Raw genomic sequence first — 16,806 nt, forward strand, 5'->3', positions numbered from 1 at the left:
CAGTTCCTTTATTTTTCGGATGAGCTTATTTACTCGAGAATAGCGAACGTCAGTTCCTCTATGACTTTGAAGATCGAAGTCCGATCTGTTTGGCGGTTTCCCGAGGGGCCAAATCCGCGATTCCGTGTAACCGCGTTCACCTGACAGCATTGGGTACGTGCCTCGGGCTCGCGTTTGTCTGTCATGGTTTTGCTTTGAGCAAACCCGCTGGCGGACACGCTTCCCTTTCGGCGCGATGGCCGGGAGAGTAAGTACGGTGCCTCGGACATACTATAAATCGGACGATCCATGTATATCCATGGTTAACATATGATATTTTCCCAGCACAATAAAGAAAGGCGGGCCGTGCGCATGAAGCTGCAGACGAAACTCATCCTGATCATTTGCTCCCTGCTCGCGCTGGTCATTGTGAGCCTGGGGGGCATTTATTATTATGTCATCACGTCGACGCTGGAGGAGCAAATCGGCCAACGGGCGCTCAAGGTAGCCGAAACCGTAGCCGTGATGCCGGAAATTCGGAAAGCGTTTTATTCCCCCGATCCGCCCTCCATAATTCAACCTATCGCTGAAGCGGTCCGCGAAAAAACGGACGCCGAATATGTCGTCGTCGGCAACCGCGAAGGCATCCGCTACTCCCACCCGCTTCCCGACCGGATCGGCAAGGAGATGGTCGGCGGCGATAACGGGCCCGTGCTCGAGGGGCGCGCGATCATCTCCAGGGCGGTCGGGTCGCTCGGACCTGCGCTGCGCGGCAAAGCCCCGATTTTTGGCGATAACGGCGAAGTGATCGGCATCGTGTCCGTCGGCTTTTTGACGGAGGATATCGAGAGCATCGCTGATAAATATCAGGATGAAACCATGCTGATCGCCCTCTGCGTGCTGGCCGTCGGAATTGGCGGCGCGGTGCTGATCGCCAGAAACGTTCGCCGCTCGATCCATGGGCTCGAACCGGCGGAAATCGGGTCGCTGTATACGGAGAAAAAAGCGATTCTCGAATCGATCCGCGAAGGAATCGTCGCGATCAACCGGGACGGCATCATTACCTTGGCCAACCGGTATGCGCTGCAGCTGCTCGGCCTGCCGGAAAGCGTCGACATCACCGGCCGCCGCGTCGAGGAGCTGATTCCGAACACGCGGCTCAACGAGGTGATTCGTTCCGGCAAAGCCGAATTCGACGCCGAGATGCTGATCGGGGATCACGAGGTGATCGTCAACCGCATCCCGATCATGGGCTGGAATTCCCAGGTAACCGGCGCCGTTTCCAGCTTCCGCAGCAAATCCGAGCTGTACAGGCTGGCCGAGGAGCTGTCCCAGGTGAGGCGTTTTGCCGATGCGCTGCGCGCGCAGACGCATGAATACTCCAACAAATTGTACGTCATCTCGGGACTTATCCAGCTGGAATCTTATCAGGAAGCGGTCGAGCTGATCACCAGAGAGTCGGACGTCCAGCAAAATTTGATCCAATTCATCATGCAGGAAATTCCCGACCCGATGATCGGCGGGCTCTTGATCGGCAAATATAATCGCGCCCAGGAACTTAAGCTTCATTTCGAAATCGACCGGGAAAGCTCGTTTCGCGACATTCCGGAGACGATCGACCGCAATCAGCTCATCACGATTATCGGCAACCTAGCCGACAACGCGATGGAAGCGGTGCTCGCCTGCGACGATAAAACCGATCGGCGGGTGAAGCTGTTTTTGACCGATTTGGGGGAAGATTTAATTATCGAATGCGAGGATAACGGAATCGGTATTCCCGAGGAAACCGGCGCCACCGTTTTTGAAAAAGGTTTTTCCACGAAAGTAGGAGAGCACCGCGGCATCGGGCTCGCTCTGGTCACACACGCGGTAGGCAAGCTTGACGGCTACATTACATTTCATAAAAATCCGGCGGGAGGCACGATTTTTACCGCAGCCATTCCCAAAAAAAAGTCGGTCGAAAGGGGGAAGCCCAATGCAGCAGATGAGCCAGGAAACCGTCATTGAGGTGCTGATCATCGAAGATGATGTGAAAATAGCGGAGATCAACCGGCGTTTCGTTGAGAAGGTTCCCGGTTTTTCCGTTATCGGGATAGCCACGGACGAATCTCAAGCGAAGGAGCAGCTGGAAATATTGACGCCGGATCTGGTGCTGCTCGATATTTATTTTCCGGATTCGAGCGGCCTGGAGATGCTTCAATATATTCGCCGGCATCATAAGGAAACCGATGTGATCATGATCACGGCCGCGAAAGAGGTCGAAGCGGTGCGGGAGGCCGTACGCGGCGGAGCGTTCGACTATATCATGAAGCCGCTCGTCTTTAACCGTTTGCAGGAGACGCTGCTGCGCTACCTCGATTTCCACCGGGAGCTGCACCGGCTGGCGTCGGAGAGCGGCCATATCAACCAGGAGGACGTCGACCGTCTGCTGAGCGGGGCGGGAAAAAAAGAAACCTCCCCAAGTTACTTGCCGAAAGGGATCGACAAGTTGACGCTCGAAAAGGTCGTTCAGGCGATTTCGCAAACGCAGGAAGGCATGACCGCCGAACAAGCCGCCAAGCTGATCGGCGTCAGCCGTTCGACAGGGCGCCGCTATTTGGAGCACCTTGTCAGCCTCGGCACCGTATATGCGGATTTGTCATACGGTGTGGTCGGCCGTCCCGAACGGGTATACCGCAGCCGAAAGTAGCAAACAAAAAGCGCAGGACATCTCTCCCGGAGAAGTCCTGCGCTTTTTGCTTGTTCGGGACATGCCTGCGTTACGCCGATTCCACCGAAAGGCCGTGTTTGTTGAAAACGGCCAGCATCGCTTCCCTTGCTTCCGCTTCGTCGGGACCGTGAATTTCCAGCCTGTAGCTTTGGTTGCCGAGCAAAGTGAGGCTGAGGCCGAGAATGCTCTTCGCATCGATGAATTTGTTGTCAATCCGAATGACAATGCTGGACTTGAATCGGTTCGCGGTTTGATTAAGTTCGACGATGGCTGTTGTTGCGAGTCCTGCCATGCTGATCCCTCCATTTTTCTTAACGCTTGAATGGGTATATTCCCCGTCGGGTGGCCGAATTCCTCTTTATGACTAGCCGAATCTCCAAAAAATAATATGAACAAAATTCCGTCACTTGCTTTTCCATCGGTCCGGACGCACGGCCGCCAATGCGGAGTACGCATAGGAAATCACCGTATCCAGCAAAATGAACAGCACGCCCGCGTTGATGAAAAGATCCGCCAAATTCAGCACCCCGTGCCCGGAGCGGAAAACGAGAAAATCCGTTACTTTGCCCCACATCAGCCTGTCAATGGCGTTGCCGGACGCCCCTCCGACGAAAAAAGCCAGGCCGATATCCAGCCGCTTGCCCCGGAAATACCCTTTATATCGGGCATACAGCACCGCCGCCACAATAATGACGCCTATGATGCCGAACAAGCGGGCATATCCTTGGAAAGAGCTGCGGGCCGCTCCGCTGTTCTCGTAATGGGTGAGCGAAATCCACAAATCCCCAAGGGGAACCGTTTCACCCAAAGCAATCCGGGATCGAACGGCATACTTGGCCAGCTGATCCGACACGACGGTAAAAGCAATGATAAGCCAAAACAACAGATGCCCACCGATCCACGTTTTCGCGCGCATATTATTGTTCTCCAATTTTCGAAAAGTTAGCCGGATGCCGGCACTTTTTCAGTATGACCTGTTCGGCACCGTTATGGCAATCCTATTTGAGATTATTTATTATATAAATTATTATTTTAATATACAAATATTTTTCATTGACTTCAAGGCCGCTGCATTATATATTACTAATTGTAACTTGCTTACTATTATTCAAGGAGGTTGATGATGCAAACTTCTAAGCTTTGGGTTTTTACAGTGGTGCGTATTCTGGTCGGAATCATTTTTCTGTATCATGGAGTGGCTAAATTCCAGATGGGCCTGGACAACGTAGCTCATTTTTTCAATAGCATGGGATTGCCAAGCGTGCTGGCTTATGTGGTTGCCGTTTGTGAGCTGGTCGGCGGCATCGCATTGATTGTAGGGCTTGGCACGCGCTACGTGGCGATTGTATTCGTCCTCATCATGCTGGGCGCGATCGTGAAAGTGAAACTGCAAAACGGCCTTATGGGTGACGGCAAAAACCCGGGATTCGAGCTGGAGCTCGCGTTGGCGCTGACTTCCCTGTATTTGGCTGCTGAAAATTACAAGCAGTTTGCCGTAGACCGGTTTTTCGGCAAAGCCGTTTCATAAAACCCGCATATCCGGCAGTACGAAAAAAGTCTCCCAGGTTCGAAAAGAACCGAGGGAGACTTTTTTCTTATCATGACCGACGCGGCTCCATCAGCGGCTCCGCTTTTCGTCGTACCACGGATTCAGGTGGATGAGCACCTCGTCCACGTTCGGATGATGGTCCATGATCGTTTGTTTGATTTGCCGGCTGATGTCGTGGCCCTGCTGGATCGTATACGTGCCGGGGACGCTGGCGCGAACGTCGACGAGAATATAATGCCCGTGCTCGCGCGCCCGCAGCCGGTCGATCCGCTTCACGTGCGGGTTTGCCCGAATGAGACGGGCATATTCCTCAATCAGCTCGGGGTCGATATTTTTCTCCATCAGGACGTCGACGGATTCCTTTCCGATATTCACGGCGAGTTTCAAAACGAGTACCGATACGATGATGCCCGCGATCGGATCTCCGTATTTGAGAATCGGCACGTCGAAATGTTCCCCGGCCAGCCCCGCTCCGATGCCGACGACCGCGGCGATCGACGCATAAACGTCGGCCAGATGGTCGTAGGCTGTAGCGAGAAGTCCTTTGCTGTTGAGTTTTTTCCCGATGCGGTAAGTGTACACATAAAGGACCTGCTTCCAGATCAGCGACAGCAGCGCCGCTGCGAGCGCAATGATATGAGCCTCCGGGGCCGGATGCAGCAAAGCCTGGATCGAGCCGTACCCGATAAACAAAGCGGCCAGGGCCAAAATGATCGCAACGATACCGGCGCTGATCACCTCCGCTTTGCCGTGGCCATATGGATGCTCTTGATCGGCCGGTTGATTGGAGATGCGCATCGAGCTGAACGTCGCGATCGAAGCGATGACGTCCCCCGCATTATGTACGCCGTCGGCGACAAGAACCTCACTGCCGAACCATAGACCGACGGCAATTTTCACCACCGTCAAAAAAATATTGCTGATCAAGCTGACCCACGCCGCCAGCATGGACGCCTTTTTTTCCGCGCTCATCATTTATGCCTCCCGCCATGTTTGTTGCCCGGATGAAACAAAATCCCTTGGCCTATTCCGGCCAAGGGATTCGGATAATATGTAATGGAATCATGTTCATCGTACTCATTCGCCACACCAACTTACCAAAAGATTTTTTCATAATACCACAGGTTTCAGGCGAATGCAAAAAACAGACCGGCCCCGGCTGAAGCCGGTCTGTCCGCGTTTATTTAAATATTTTCACCCGTTCCTCGAGCGGCTGGAATTGTTTGTCTCCCGGAGTGGCCGTCGGTTGGCCGAAAGGCATCTGCGCAATCAGCTCCCATGAATCGGGAATGTTCCACTGCTGCTTTACCTTGGCGTCGATAAGCGGGTTGTAATGCTGCAGGCTTGCTCCGAGCCCTTCCCCCTCCAATGCCGTCCAAACGACAAGCTGCAGCATGCCGTTCGACTGCTGCGCCCATACCGGGAAACGATCCTGATAGGTCGGAAATTGGCCTTGCAGCCCTTCGATCACTTTCATATCCTCAAAAAACAATACCGTGCCATAGCCGCTGCGGAACGCATCCATCTTCTGGCCTGTAGACTCGAACTGGTCCGCCGGGACAATCGCTTTGAGCACATCGCGGGTAATATCCCACAGCTTGTCGTGATGCTCTCCAAGCAGGACAACAACCCTCGCGCTTTGCGAATTAAACGAAGACGGCGTATATTTGACCGCCTCCTGGACGATTTCCAAAATGCGCTGGTCGGAAACGGGCGATTGTTTGCCGATGCCGTAAATCGAGCGCCGTTCTTTGATCGCGTTAAAAAAACTGCCGGTAGTTTGAGCTGTTTGAGCCATTTTCAGGCAACCTCCCGTTTGCTGTAATCGATACATCATGGATTGCTTGTTAACGAATTGCTTCCGTTCGAAGCCTTTTCGATAAAGTACATCCGTGATTATTGTGGTCCAACCCCAGCGGGGATATGCTTATTTTTTTTACCTCTCTTTTAAGTTCTCTTAAGATTCGTTTAAGCTCTAGGCTGCATCATAGAGTCATAGGCGGCATCAATCATTCTGTTTATCCAAAATACTTTTTATAAATTGGAGGTTGAAGCTATGAACGACTTTGATCGAGACGAGCTTAACGAAAAAAACGAAACTTTAAATACTCATTCTGCCGAGGAAAAACCGACTGTTCTTCTGGAGGACGATGAATCGCTTGTGGAAATCACCCCTCCGCGGATGAAGCGGACGTTTGGTTTTAGCCGGTTTACGCCGGATCAGCGGAGAAAATCTTACAAAAGCACGTTCGCCGCTTTTATGGCGGGTGCCGTTGTCGTAGGCAGCCTGATGTTCGCATCCGATAAAATGAATCTGTTCACCGGCACGCAGGCTGTTCCTGCGGCAACGGGCACAGCCCCGGCCGGAACCGGCAAGTTGGCGTCCTCCTCCGGAGGCGGCGCCGCCGTGACCAACTCCGCGTTCTCGCTCGGGACGCCCGAGAGCGTCTCGCAAATCGCGGAGCAGGCCAGCCCCGCCGTTGTGAAAATCGAGACGAAGGTCAAGCAGAAATCGACGCGCGGCGGCATGTACAACGATCCGTTTTTCCGCCAATTTTTCGGGGACGGCGGGTCTTCCGGAGACGATTCGAACGGCCTGCAGGAAAGCGGCCTCGGAACCGGCTTTATCTTCGAAAAATCCGGCTATATTTTGACGAACGAACACGTCATTGACGGCGCCGACGAAATTGAAGTTACCGTGCAGGGCTACGACAAGCCGTTCAAGGCGGAGCTTCTGGGCAGCAGCTACGATCTCGACCTCGCCTGCCTGAAAATTACCGGGGACAAAGATTTCCCTACGCTGTCGCTGGGCAACCCGGATAACACGAAGGTCGGCGATTGGGTCGTGGCGATCGGCAACCCTTACGGATTCGACCATACCGTTACCGTCGGCGTGCTGAGCGCGAAGGAACGTCCGATTTCGATCCCTGACAGCCAGGGCACTCGCGAATACAAGCACCTGCTGCAAACCGACGCTTCGATTAACCCCGGCAACTCGGGCGGACCTCTCCTCAATATGTACGGCGAGGTGATCGGCATCAACACCGCGGTTAATGCGGAGGCGCAGGGCATCGGATTCGCCATTCCGACAAGCACCATCTCCTCCGTGCTGGAGAATCTGAAAAACAACGTGAAAATCCCGAAAGAACCGGTGCCTTACATCGGTGTCGCTCTTCAGGACATCGACCAAAGCTGGGTCAGCGATTTGAAGCTTAGCAGCACGGACGGAGCCATCGTCTCCCAGGTCGACCGCAAAAGTCCGGGTTTTGCAGCCGGTCTGAGACCGTATGACGTCATTGTCGCAGTAAACGGCGAAGCGGTGAAAACCTCGGAAGAGATCGTAAACAAAGTCAAAGCGCTCAAGGTAGGCGACCAAGCGAAGCTGACCATCGTCCGCGACGGCCAAAAAAGCGATATATCCGTCAAGGTCGGCGATAAAAACACGGAACAGCAGCAACAGCAGCAATAATTGATATAAATCAGGCGGAGCCCGGTGCTCCGCCTTTTGCTTTTTAATCCGTAAAATGCATAAATAATGCGTGTCGAAATATGACGGTTTATGTTATATTGAAATAGGAAACAAACATTCGCCAAATTCAGGTTTACTGCTAATCTTTGAGAGGAGGTCGGCATGAACTACCGCGGCCGAATATTCGCCGTTTCTTTAACTCTGCTGGCCCATACCTGTTTTGCCGTATATTTTGCCATTACGGACGGCAGAGTTCATTTTATCACTTACCTCGGCTATATTCTCTGGTTTTTCGTCGGATATTGGATAGGCCACCTTTACGATAAAGCAAGGTATTATGCGGAGAAAGATCCGCTCACCGATTTGTACAACCGCCGGTTTATTACGAGTACGTTCGGAAAAATCACTTCATTGACGGAGCGGACGCAGGCCAAGCTGTTTGTGCTTATCATCGATTGCGACAATTTTAAGTCTATTAACGATATGTACGGTCACCAGAAAGGCGATTTCGTACTCGCTTCGATCGGCCGGACGCTTTCCGGCTTAACCCGAAAAAGCGACATTGTCGCCCGCTGGGGCGGGGATGAATTTCTGGTCATCGGGCACCTTAAGCAGGATGCCAGCCTGCAGACTGTACATCAAAGGCTCACCGACGGGCTGAAAGCCCTCTCCGATGAGCTCGGCATACCCGTCTTTGTTTCCATCGGCTCCGCCGTATACCCCGATCACAGCACCGATCTGACAGAGCTGATCAAAATCGCAGATACCAATATGTATATCGGCAAACGGTCAAAAAAAGCCTGAAAAAGCCAAGTCGATTGCTGCCTGCAGCGGCAGATCGGCTTGGCTTCCTTTTTGCGGCACGATCAGCGGTCAAACAGCTTGGCGAACCGACCGTACCCTTCCTTCTCCAAATCTTCCTTCGGGATAAAACGAAGCGCGGCCGAATTGATGCAGTACCTGAGGCCTGCAGGCTTCGGGCCGTCGGTGAACACGTGTCCGAGATGCGAATCGCCCTCCCGGCTGCGCACCTCCGTGCGGATCATCCCGTGGCTGTAATCCGGCTCTTCCTTCACCGCCGCGGGTATAAGCGGCTTCGTAAAGCTGGGCCAGCCGCAGCCGGAATCGTATTTGTCCAGAGAGCTGAACAGCGGCTCACCGGAAACGATATCGACATAAATGCCTTCGCGGTGATTGTTCCAAAACTCGTTCTGAAACGGCGGTTCCGTCCCGCTCTCCTGCGTTACTTTAAATTGTATGGGCGTCAGTCTGGAACGCAGCTCAGCAAGCTCCTCCTTCGTCTTGCCCCAGTGTTTCCCGATAAACGCGTCGCGGCCCGAGCCTTTGCGGTACATTTTATAGCGCAGCGGATTTTTTTTGTGGTAGTCCTGATGGTACTCTTCCGCCGGATAAAATTCTCCCGCCGGGACAATTTGCGTGGCGATCGGAGCGCTGAACCGTCCGCTTGCCTCCAGTGCGCGTTTGGACGCCTCCGCGATGTTTTTCTGCCGCTCGTTATGATAAAAAATCGCCGTCCGGTATGACTCGCCCCGATCGTAAAACTGTCCTCCCGCATCCGTCGGGTCAATTTGTCGCCAGAACGTGTCCACCAGCTTTTCATAAGGAAAAAGCTCCGGGTCAAACGTAATCTGCACCGCTTCGGCATGTCCTGTCGTCTCCGAGCAAACCTCTTCATACGTCGGATTGGGCTTATGGCCGCCCGTGTAACCGGAGACGACCCGGATAATGCCGGGCAGCTCCTCAAACGGCGTCACCATGCACCAGAAGCAGCCGCCGGCGAACGTCGCCAGCTCGTAGCGCTCATCTTTTGGCTCCATGTGTTCTACCTCCTTCTGTTACGGATCATCTACATTCGAATACTTCTCAGGAAGGCAAGCGGAACACCGCAAACGGCTTTCCGTACAGGAAAGGCTCGCTGATCCGGTCCAGCTGTTCCACGGTCTCCCGGTCCAGATGCAGCGATACGGAGGCGTGGTTATCCAGCACCTGCTCCGGACGCGACGCGCCGACAATGATCGTGGACACGGCAGGACGCTGCATGAGCCAGGCGAGCGACAGAGCGGAAGCGGAAGTCCCGAGCTCTTTTGCGATTTTGCCCACCTGGGCGCCTAATTCGTAACGCGCTTCATCCAGCCGCTTGCCGAAATTCGGATCCTTGGCGAGGCGCGACCCTTCCGGAGCCGGGCTGCCGGCCGCATATTTGCCGGTCAGCACGCCGCCGGCCAGCGGAAAATACGGGATGATGCCGAGCCCCTGGTCCAGGCATAACGGAACGAGCTCCTGCTCGGGCGTCCGGTCGGCTAGCGAATAACTCGGCTGGATCGAAGTGAACCGCGCCAGTCCCAGGCGGTCGCTGATGCCCAGCGCCTTCATCAGTTCCCAGGCCGCGTAGTTGGAGGCGCCGATATAGCGGATTTTTCCCGCTCTGACCAGATCGTCGAGCGTTCGCAGCGTTTCCTCAAGAGGAGTGTCCGGATCGAACGTATGGATTTGGTACAAGTCGATATGATCCGTATTCAGCCGCTTTAAGCTGTCTTCGAGCTCCCGTTGGATATGATAGCGGGAAGAGCCTTTGTCATTCGGGCCGCCCCCCTTGGGAAGCCCGGCTTTTGTCGCAAGCACCGCTTCGTGGCGACGCCCTTTGAGCGCCTCGCCGATAATGCGCTCCGACTCGCTTCCGCTATATATATTGGCCGTATCGATGAAGTTGATGCCCAGATCGAGCGCTTGATGGATGATCCGAATCGAGGTCTCCCGATCGGCCCGCGAACCGAACGAATTGGTGCCGAGTCCAAGCTTGGATACACGCACACCGCTGCTGCCAAGACGACGATATTCCATTCGTACATTCCTCCCCATTTTCATGATCACTGCTATTATTCTCCATTCTCCCCCTCCTATCCTGCTTTTTGCCGCATCCCCAGCCTCGGTCTCAAGGCGGAGATCGTCTGCAGCTTCAGTCTGAATTCTTATTTAACCGGTTATAGTATAATGATTGAGGTTAATACAGGCCGCGCGGCCTGCACTTACAATATGCAGGAGGGTTTCATACACCATGACCGCTCAAACCGTTGTCGGATTCGTTGTCGCCGCCGTTATCGTCGCTTTGGTTATCTGGTTCAGGGTTCGCGGCAAAAACCGCCCCATCCGCAGCAATGGCTTCGGCATACTGCTCCCCGTTATTATCGTGCCCGTCATGTTCGGTTTTTCCATACAGTCACTCATGCATATTCCGGGACAGCCTTTTCATATACCGGCGTTTTGGGAAATATTGTGCGCCGCACTGCTCGGAATCGGGCTGGGAAGCATCATGCTCTACCATACCGGATATGAAAAACGCGAGGACGGACTCATCTATTCCAAACCTAATAAAAACTTCAAATATGTGATCATCGCCGTCGTGGCAATTCGCATCGCGTTATCGCAATACTTCAAGACGCTGGATTACACGGAATTTACCGTTTTGACGATGGTGATGGCCTTTGTTTATATCTTTATATGGCGTATCGGCAGCTTCTTGAAGTTCCGCCGGGTTAGCGCCGGCTGATTCGGACCGGGAGCAAGCCATTCCCCCGCGAGCAAAAAAACGCGCTTGTTCTCCGACTTCCCTGCGGAGATACAAGCGCGGCTGGTCTTACTCGCCCTTCCAGTCGGACAAATTGCATTCATGGAACAATGCGACAAATACATCCACAATCTGCGGATCGAAATGAACCCCCCGCTGCTTCACCACTTCAGAAAGCGCGTCCAGCGGGCTCCATGCTTTTTTGTACGGCCGATCGTTGGTCAGCGCGTCATAGAAGTCGGCCAAAGCGACAATCCGCGCCTCAATCGGAATCTCTTCCCCCTTCAGCCCGTCCGGATACCCGCTACCGTCCCACTTCTCATGATGGGACCTCGCGATTGCATGCGCCATCCTAAGGACAGTGAACCGGCTCCCGTCCAAAATGTTCGCTCCGATCTTCGTATGCCCCTTCATTCGTTCGAACTCATGCGGCTCAAACCGTCCCGGCTTCAGCAAAATTTCATCGGGAATCCCGATTTTGCCGATATCGTGCAGAGGGGCGGCCTCACGGATCATCTCCACCTGCGGTTCGGACAAGCCAAGCCGGCGCGCGATCATTTCGGACAGCCGGCCTACCCTCCGGGTATGCTGACCCGTTATATCGTCGCGGTATTCCGAAGTACGTTCTAGCAGATGCAATATTTCCGTTTTTGCCTGCTCCAGCTCTTCCGTCCTTTCCCGTACACGCGCTTCCAGCGTCTCGTTATATTGCTGCAGTTGAACATGAAGCTGCCGGGTACTCAGCAAATTGCGGATGCGCAGAAGCACCTCCGTACGATCGAACGGCTTTGTCAAAAAGTCGTTCGCTCCGGTCTGAAGCGCCTTCTGCTTCATCTCCGAAGTCGTATCGGCGGTAAGCACAAGCACCGGCAAATAATGCTCGTCTCCCGTTCGTTCACGGATTTGCGCCAGCACTTCCAAACCGTCCATGCCCGGCATGTGCATGTCAAGCAGAACAATATCGGGGTCGATCTCCTCCATGAGCTGATCGACCCGGGTCGGATCGGTCGTACTGTGCAAATGAATGAATTGCGCCCTTCTCAAAATGCGTTCCAGTAAACTAATGTTGTATTCTTGATCGTCAACGATCAAAATTTTTGCGAGCTCTAACGCATTCTCGCCCATTTCACCACTCCATTCGCAAACCGTGCAAACGATCGCCCAAACCTCTTCGGCGCCCGGCGTTAATTATTCTTGCTGCCGACTCTTTTCAAGCGCCGCCTGAATTTTGCCGAGAAGCCGGCTCAAATCTACCGGTTTCGTATCAAAATCGTCACAGCCCGCCTGATAAGCCTGCTCTTCGTCGCCGGACATCGCATGTGCGGTCAGGACGATGATCGGGATGCTTTTCGTATCATCCGACTCCTTAAGCATCCGGGTTGCTTCCCAGCCATCCAATACCGGCAAGCTAAGGTCCATCAAGATGAGGTCCGGACGCTCCCGGATAGCCATATCGACGCCTAACCTGCCGTCTTCGGCGGTAAGGACCCGAAAGCCGTTTCGCGTTAAACGGCGGGAGAGCATGTCGCGATTCATTTCGTTATCTTCAACCAGAAGTATGGTATGCATCTTTTTTCATCCCTCCGATCAATAAACGGATTTCAGCGAGCAGCCACTTATGGTCGAACGATCCTTTCTGGACGATACCTTTCACAAAACCGTCAAGTTTCTCGCGGTCTTCCGGTGTGATCGACTTGGCGGATACCACTACTATCGGAATTTGGCTCCACGATTCGTGCTTGCGCATTTCCGCAACCAATTGAAATCCATCCATCTCCGGCATCATCAAATCAAGCAAAATGATGGAGGGCACCTGCGCTTTCAAACGTTCAAGCGCCTCTTTTCCGTTTCGTGCCTGCAGAGCGATATACCCTTCCCTTTGGAGCAGCTTGACCATCATTTCGCTTGTCGTCGCATCGTCTTCAATAACCAGCACCGAATGATTCATCCGGCTTTCGACATACTTGTCCATGACCTCGATCAACCGGTCCCGGGACACCGGCTTCATCAAGTATTCGGAAGCCCCGAGCGCAAAACCGAGGTTTTTATCGTCGGTCATCGAGAGAATAACCACCGGAGTATCCTGCAGCTCCGAATCGTTTTTGAGCGCCGACAGGACGCTCCAGCCGTCCATCGTCGGCATGAGAATGTCCAGGCAGATCACTTTGGGGCGAAGCTTCTTCGCCAGCTGCAGCCCCTCTTCGCCGTTGTCCGCAAACGCCAGCACCCATCCTTCTTTGGCAAGAAACCGCCGCAGCAATTCGTGGTTGGTCGGTTCATCGTCAATGAGCAGAATGTCGGTTTGCCGCGTATTGTCATGACTGAGCTGCGCGGCTGCCGCATCCTTCGCGTTTTTCTTGGCCGCGGGCGGCACGGAAGGTTTGGCCGGAAGCCAGCAAGTGAACGTGCTGCCGGAGCCGAGCTCGCTCGTTACGCTGATGCCCCCGCCCATCAGACTGCAGAAGCGTTGGCTGATGGCGAGTCCCAGCCCGGTTCCGCCATATTTGCGCGTGGTCGAGGAATCGGCCTGCGTGAATGGCTGAAACAACTTTTCTACCTGTTCGGGTGTCATCCCGATGCCCGTATCCTGAATTTTAAATCCGTAACCTTCCCGATCGTCCCGGTTTTCCTGATAAACCTCGAACAAAACTTTACCGTCCTTCGTAAACTTGCTTGCATTGCTGAGCAGATTCAGCAGTATTTGTCTCAGCTTCGTCGCATCCGTCGTGATCCCGCCGCTGATCGAACGGACTTCGAACTGGTTTCCGTTCGCTTCGACAAGAGGCTTTACGGTCGTGACGACATCGTTAACAAGCCCCTCCAGATCGCAGGATTCGTAGTAGAGCTCCATTTTGCCGGCTTCGATTTTTGAGATATCCAATATGTCGTTGATAAGCGCCAGCAAATGCTTTCCCGATTTGCCGATCTTGTCGAGATCCTCGGCAAAACTCGTCTCGCCCATATCCATCGCTTCTTCGATCAGCATTTCGCTGTAGCCGATGATCGCATTGAGCGGCGTTCTAAGCTCGTGGCTCATATTGGCCAAAAACTGGCTTTTGATCCGGTTGGCTTTAACCGCTTCGTCGCGGGCCTTCTCGAGCTGAGCCGTACGTTCACGCACCAATTCCTCCAAATGCTCGTTCAGCTGGAGCAGCTCTTGGTTCATGTGATAGATTTCTTCGGCTTTCTCCTGAATCTCCGAATCTTTATGGGACAACCGCTTGGAGATAAAGATGCCGAACAAGGACAGGCCCAGCGTGAACAAAGTGCCGCCCGAAATGAAATAGGCGAGCATCTTCTGATCCAGCACTCTGCCTGTGGCATCCGCATCCGGAAACGAGTTAAACTCCGCGGCCGCCATTCCCGTATAATGCATGCCGACGACGGCGGCCCCCATGATCAACCCGCTGCCGAGTTTTTTCCAAACCTCGCCATTTTCTCCCCCTTTGCGGAAGTAAAAAGCGAGCCATAAAGCGGCAATCGAAGCAACGAGAGCGATTACAATCGAAAGCGCGAAAAGAAGCGGATCGTAAGTAATGCCGACCTGCATGGCCGCCATCCCGATATAATGCATCGTTGAGATGCCGATCGCAAGCAGCAGCCCGCCGCCGAGCAGTTGCTTGATATGCAGCTGATTGCGGCCGACGATAAAAAGCGCAATGAAAGAGGCGATGATTGCCGCAAGAACGGACAAGAATATGTAGAATTGATCATAAGCGACCGGAAATGGCAGCGAAAAAGCGAGCATCCCGACAAAATGCATCGACCAAATTCCCATCCCCATCGCCACGGCGCCGAACAGCAGCCACATCCAGCGGCTTTTACCCGCCGCTCCGCTGACTCTTCCAGCCAAATCCAATACGTTGTACGAAGCCACGACGGCAACCACATAAGAAAAAACGACCAACATCATGTCGTACGTGCCGTGAACATGAGTATGCTCCACCGGAATATCCCTCTCCCCACAATTCCTTATAAATGCTACCGATCCGTTCCGCATAAAAACACGAATAGAGTCGTATAGTTGTCTCATTATATCATGACAATCGTTTATGGATAAAACCGGCAATCATGACAAATGATATCGAAAATCCGTGCAAAACAAAGGAAATATCGGATTTGCTCATGAATTTATTGGAATAAAAAAAGTAGAATTTGTAGAATTTCATCGATTGTTGGAATGCATAATGGCCCCGAAGGCTGTCCATCAAAACTGGATAAATAATCCAGTACACTATGACAAAAAAAATAACCCCGTTAGGGGTTATACAGCAATGTACTCGACCTGCGAAGGTCGAACGTGCTTTGGGCTGCTTGGCAACGTTCGACTCTCGCATGTACTCGACCTGCGAAGGTCGAACGTGCTTTCGTTTGCTTGGCGACGTCCTACTCTCCCAAGACCCTGCGGTCTAAGTACCATCGGCGCTGGAGGGCTTAACGGTCGTGTTCGGGATGGGTACGCGTGGTTCCCCTCCGCCATCGTCACCAAACATGAGTTTTGTCTTAAACAAAACTCGCTTCGGAAGCATGTTGCTCCCTGAAAACTAGATGCGAATCACTTCAAGTTACGCTTTAGAATTTATCCTTTTGGGCCCCGAGAAAGTAATCGGAATATGCTTCGTCAGCGTCTTCTTCACTTTCTTGGGTACTTTTTTGGTTAAGCCCTCGACCGATTAGTATTCGTCAGCTCCACACGTTGCCGCGCTTCCACCCCGAACCTATCTACCTCGTCGTCTACAAGGGGTCTTACATACTGGGAAATCTCATCTTGAGGGGGGCTTCACGCTTAGATGCTTTCAGCGCTTATCCCTTCCGTACTTGGCTATCCAGCCGTGCCTCTGGCGAGACAACTGGTACACCAGCGGTACGTCCATCCCGGTCCTCTCGTACTAAGGACAGCTCCTCTCAAATTTCCTACGCCCGCGACAGATAGGGACCGAACTGTCTCACGACGTTCTGAACCCAGCTCGCGTACCGCTTTAATGGGCGAACAGCCCAACCCTTGGGACCTACTTCAGCCCCAGGATGCGATGAGCCGACATCGAGGTGCCAAACCTCCCCGTCGATGTGGACTCTTGGGGGAGATAAGCCTGTTATCCCCAGGGTAGCTTTTATCCGTTGAGCGATGGCCCTTCCATTCGGTACCACCGGATCACTAAGCCCGACTTTCGTCCCTGCTCGACCTGTTTGTCTCGCAGTCAAGCTCCCTTCTGCCTTTGCACTCTTCGAATGATTTCCAACCATTCTGAGGGAACCTTGGGGCGCCTCCGTTACTCTTTAGGAGGCGACCGCCCCAGTCAAACTGCCCACCTGACACTGTCCCCATACCCGATCAGGGTACCAGGTTAGAACTCCGATACGATCAGGGTGGTATCCCAACGTCGCCTCCACACAAGCTGGCGCTCATGCTTCAAAGGCTCCCACCTATCCTGTACAGATCGTACCAAAGTCCAATATCAAGCTGCAGTAAAGCTCCATGGGGTCTTTCCGTCTTGTCGCGGGTAACCTGCATC

At 53.4% G+C, this 16,806-nt stretch carries 15 protein-coding genes and 2 rRNA genes (1 of these 17 only partly in view); 6 read left to right on the forward strand and 11 right to left on the reverse strand.

The window, feature by feature from the left end:
* Positions 1 to 351: 351 nt before the first annotated feature.
* A complete protein-coding gene (locus MYS68_RS23160) occupies positions 352 to 1,986 on the forward strand; it encodes an ATP-binding protein (protein ID WP_248928129.1) in 1,635 nt (544 codons plus the stop codon).
* Positions 1,955 to 2,668: a response regulator gene (locus tag MYS68_RS23165; protein ID WP_248928130.1), complete on the forward strand. Its 714-nt coding sequence runs from the start codon at positions 1,955 to 1,957 to the stop codon at positions 2,666 to 2,668. The genes MYS68_RS23160 and MYS68_RS23165 overlap by 32 nt, the downstream gene beginning before the upstream one ends.
* Positions 2,669 to 2,738: 70 nt before the next feature.
* Here the strand turns inward: MYS68_RS23165 and MYS68_RS23170 are convergent, their stop codons facing one another.
* Together MYS68_RS23170 and lspA are read right to left on the reverse strand one after the other, a co-directional pair.
* Entirely contained in the window at positions 2,739 to 2,981 is a 243-nt protein-coding gene (locus tag MYS68_RS23170) for an HPr family phosphocarrier protein (RefSeq protein WP_248928131.1), read from the reverse strand.
* 111 nt (positions 2,982 to 3,092) lie between these two features.
* Positions 3,093 to 3,605, reverse strand: coding sequence for a signal peptidase II (lspA, locus tag MYS68_RS23175; protein WP_248928132.1), 513 nt, complete (start codon positions 3,603 to 3,605; stop codon positions 3,093 to 3,095).
* Between the two features lie 207 nt (positions 3,606 to 3,812).
* Between lspA and MYS68_RS23180 the strand changes: the two genes are divergently transcribed.
* Positions 3,813 to 4,217, forward strand: coding sequence for a DoxX family protein (locus tag MYS68_RS23180; RefSeq protein ID WP_338043603.1), 405 nt, complete (start codon positions 3,813 to 3,815; stop codon positions 4,215 to 4,217).
* Between the two features lie 90 nt (positions 4,218 to 4,307).
* On the opposite strand, the gene MYS68_RS23185 is transcribed toward MYS68_RS23180, so the two are convergent.
* Both MYS68_RS23185 and MYS68_RS23190 read right to left on the reverse strand, forming a co-directional pair.
* Positions 4,308 to 5,210 (reverse strand): cation diffusion facilitator family transporter, encoded by a 903-nt coding sequence (locus MYS68_RS23185; RefSeq protein WP_248928133.1) that lies wholly within the window; start codon positions 5,208 to 5,210, stop codon positions 4,308 to 4,310.
* A gap of 208 nt (positions 5,211 to 5,418) precedes the next feature.
* Positions 5,419 to 6,036, reverse strand: coding sequence for a nitroreductase family protein (locus MYS68_RS23190; protein WP_248928134.1), 618 nt, complete (start codon positions 6,034 to 6,036; stop codon positions 5,419 to 5,421).
* A gap of 258 nt (positions 6,037 to 6,294) precedes the next feature.
* Between MYS68_RS23190 and MYS68_RS23195 the strand changes: the two genes are divergently transcribed.
* Positions 6,295 to 7,707 carry a S1C family serine protease gene (locus MYS68_RS23195; RefSeq protein WP_248928135.1) on the forward strand — a complete coding sequence of 471 codons (1,413 nt, stop codon included), beginning with the start codon at positions 6,295 to 6,297 and terminating at the stop codon, positions 7,705 to 7,707.
* Between the two features lie 162 nt (positions 7,708 to 7,869).
* Positions 7,870 to 8,511, forward strand: a complete 642-nt coding sequence (locus MYS68_RS23200) for a GGDEF domain-containing protein (protein ID WP_248928136.1) — start codon at positions 7,870 to 7,872, stop codon at positions 8,509 to 8,511.
* Between the two features lie 62 nt (positions 8,512 to 8,573).
* Here the strand turns inward: MYS68_RS23200 and msrA are convergent, their stop codons facing one another.
* Both msrA and MYS68_RS23210 read right to left on the reverse strand, forming a co-directional pair.
* Positions 8,574 to 9,545, reverse strand: coding sequence for a peptide-methionine (S)-S-oxide reductase MsrA (gene msrA / locus MYS68_RS23205; RefSeq protein WP_248928137.1), 972 nt, complete (start codon positions 9,543 to 9,545; stop codon positions 8,574 to 8,576).
* A 46-nt stretch (positions 9,546 to 9,591) separates the two neighbouring features.
* On the reverse strand, positions 9,592 to 10,569 hold the full coding sequence (locus tag MYS68_RS23210) for an aldo/keto reductase (RefSeq protein ID WP_248928138.1): 978 nt from the start codon (positions 10,567 to 10,569) through the stop codon (positions 9,592 to 9,594).
* Positions 10,570 to 10,783: 214 nt separating this feature from the next.
* Between MYS68_RS23210 and MYS68_RS23215 the strand changes: the two genes are divergently transcribed.
* Complete coding sequence (locus MYS68_RS23215; RefSeq protein ID WP_248928139.1) at positions 10,784 to 11,275, forward strand: CcdC protein domain-containing protein; 492 nt, start codon at positions 10,784 to 10,786, stop codon at positions 11,273 to 11,275.
* Positions 11,276 to 11,362: 87 nt separating this feature from the next.
* On the opposite strand, the gene MYS68_RS23220 is transcribed toward MYS68_RS23215, so the two are convergent.
* The 5 genes from MYS68_RS23220 to MYS68_RS23240 all read right to left on the reverse strand — a co-directional run.
* Entirely contained in the window at positions 11,363 to 12,418 is a 1,056-nt protein-coding gene (locus MYS68_RS23220) for an HD domain-containing phosphohydrolase (RefSeq protein WP_248928140.1), read from the reverse strand.
* Positions 12,419 to 12,481: 63 nt separating this feature from the next.
* Positions 12,482 to 12,862 (reverse strand): response regulator, encoded by a 381-nt coding sequence (locus MYS68_RS23225; RefSeq protein ID WP_248928141.1) that lies wholly within the window; start codon positions 12,860 to 12,862, stop codon positions 12,482 to 12,484.
* Positions 12,840 to 15,239, reverse strand: a complete 2,400-nt coding sequence (locus MYS68_RS23230; RefSeq protein ID WP_248928142.1) for a response regulator — start codon at positions 15,237 to 15,239, stop codon at positions 12,840 to 12,842. Before MYS68_RS23230 ends, MYS68_RS23225 begins: the two co-directional genes overlap by 23 nt.
* Before the next feature lie 427 nt (positions 15,240 to 15,666).
* A 5S ribosomal RNA gene (rrf, locus tag MYS68_RS23235) occupies positions 15,667 to 15,783 on the reverse strand.
* 163 nt (positions 15,784 to 15,946) lie between these two features.
* Positions 15,947 to 16,806 (reverse strand): 23S ribosomal RNA (locus MYS68_RS23240) (it continues 2,188 nt past the right edge of the window).

It is taken from the genome of Paenibacillus hamazuiensis, from assembly GCF_023276405.1.
GTDB classification, from domain to species: Bacteria; Bacillota; Bacilli; order Paenibacillales; family NBRC-103111; genus Paenibacillus_AF; species Paenibacillus_AF hamazuiensis.

Excerpts from the sequence above, each read along its gene's own strand:
- MYS68_RS23160 (WP_248928129.1), top strand. The coding sequence starts at position 352 with ATGAAGCTGCAGACGAAACTCATCCTGATCATTTGCTCCCTGCTCGCG.
- MYS68_RS23165 (WP_248928130.1), top strand. The coding sequence starts at position 1,955 with ATGCAGCAGATGAGCCAGGAAACCGTCATTGAGGTGCTGATCATCGAA.
- MYS68_RS23170 (WP_248928131.1), bottom strand. The coding sequence starts at position 2,981 with ATGGCAGGACTCGCAACAACAGCCATCGTCGAACTTAATCAAACCGCG.
- lspA (WP_248928132.1), bottom strand. The coding sequence starts at position 3,605 with ATGCGCGCGAAAACGTGGATCGGTGGGCATCTGTTGTTTTGGCTTATC.
- MYS68_RS23180 (WP_338043603.1), top strand. The coding sequence starts at position 3,813 with ATGCAAACTTCTAAGCTTTGGGTTTTTACAGTGGTGCGTATTCTGGTC.
- MYS68_RS23185 (WP_248928133.1), bottom strand. The coding sequence starts at position 5,210 with ATGAGCGCGGAAAAAAAGGCGTCCATGCTGGCGGCGTGGGTCAGCTTG.
- MYS68_RS23190 (WP_248928134.1), bottom strand. The coding sequence starts at position 6,036 with ATGGCTCAAACAGCTCAAACTACCGGCAGTTTTTTTAACGCGATCAAA.
- MYS68_RS23195 (WP_248928135.1), top strand. The coding sequence starts at position 6,295 with ATGAACGACTTTGATCGAGACGAGCTTAACGAAAAAAACGAAACTTTA.
- MYS68_RS23200 (WP_248928136.1), top strand. The coding sequence starts at position 7,870 with ATGAACTACCGCGGCCGAATATTCGCCGTTTCTTTAACTCTGCTGGCC.
- msrA (WP_248928137.1), bottom strand. The coding sequence starts at position 9,545 with ATGGAGCCAAAAGATGAGCGCTACGAGCTGGCGACGTTCGCCGGCGGC.
- MYS68_RS23210 (WP_248928138.1), bottom strand. The coding sequence starts at position 10,569 with ATGGAATATCGTCGTCTTGGCAGCAGCGGTGTGCGTGTATCCAAGCTT.
- MYS68_RS23215 (WP_248928139.1), top strand. The coding sequence starts at position 10,784 with ATGACCGCTCAAACCGTTGTCGGATTCGTTGTCGCCGCCGTTATCGTC.
- MYS68_RS23220 (WP_248928140.1), bottom strand. The coding sequence starts at position 12,418 with ATGGGCGAGAATGCGTTAGAGCTCGCAAAAATTTTGATCGTTGACGAT.
- MYS68_RS23225 (WP_248928141.1), bottom strand. The coding sequence starts at position 12,862 with ATGCATACCATACTTCTGGTTGAAGATAACGAAATGAATCGCGACATG.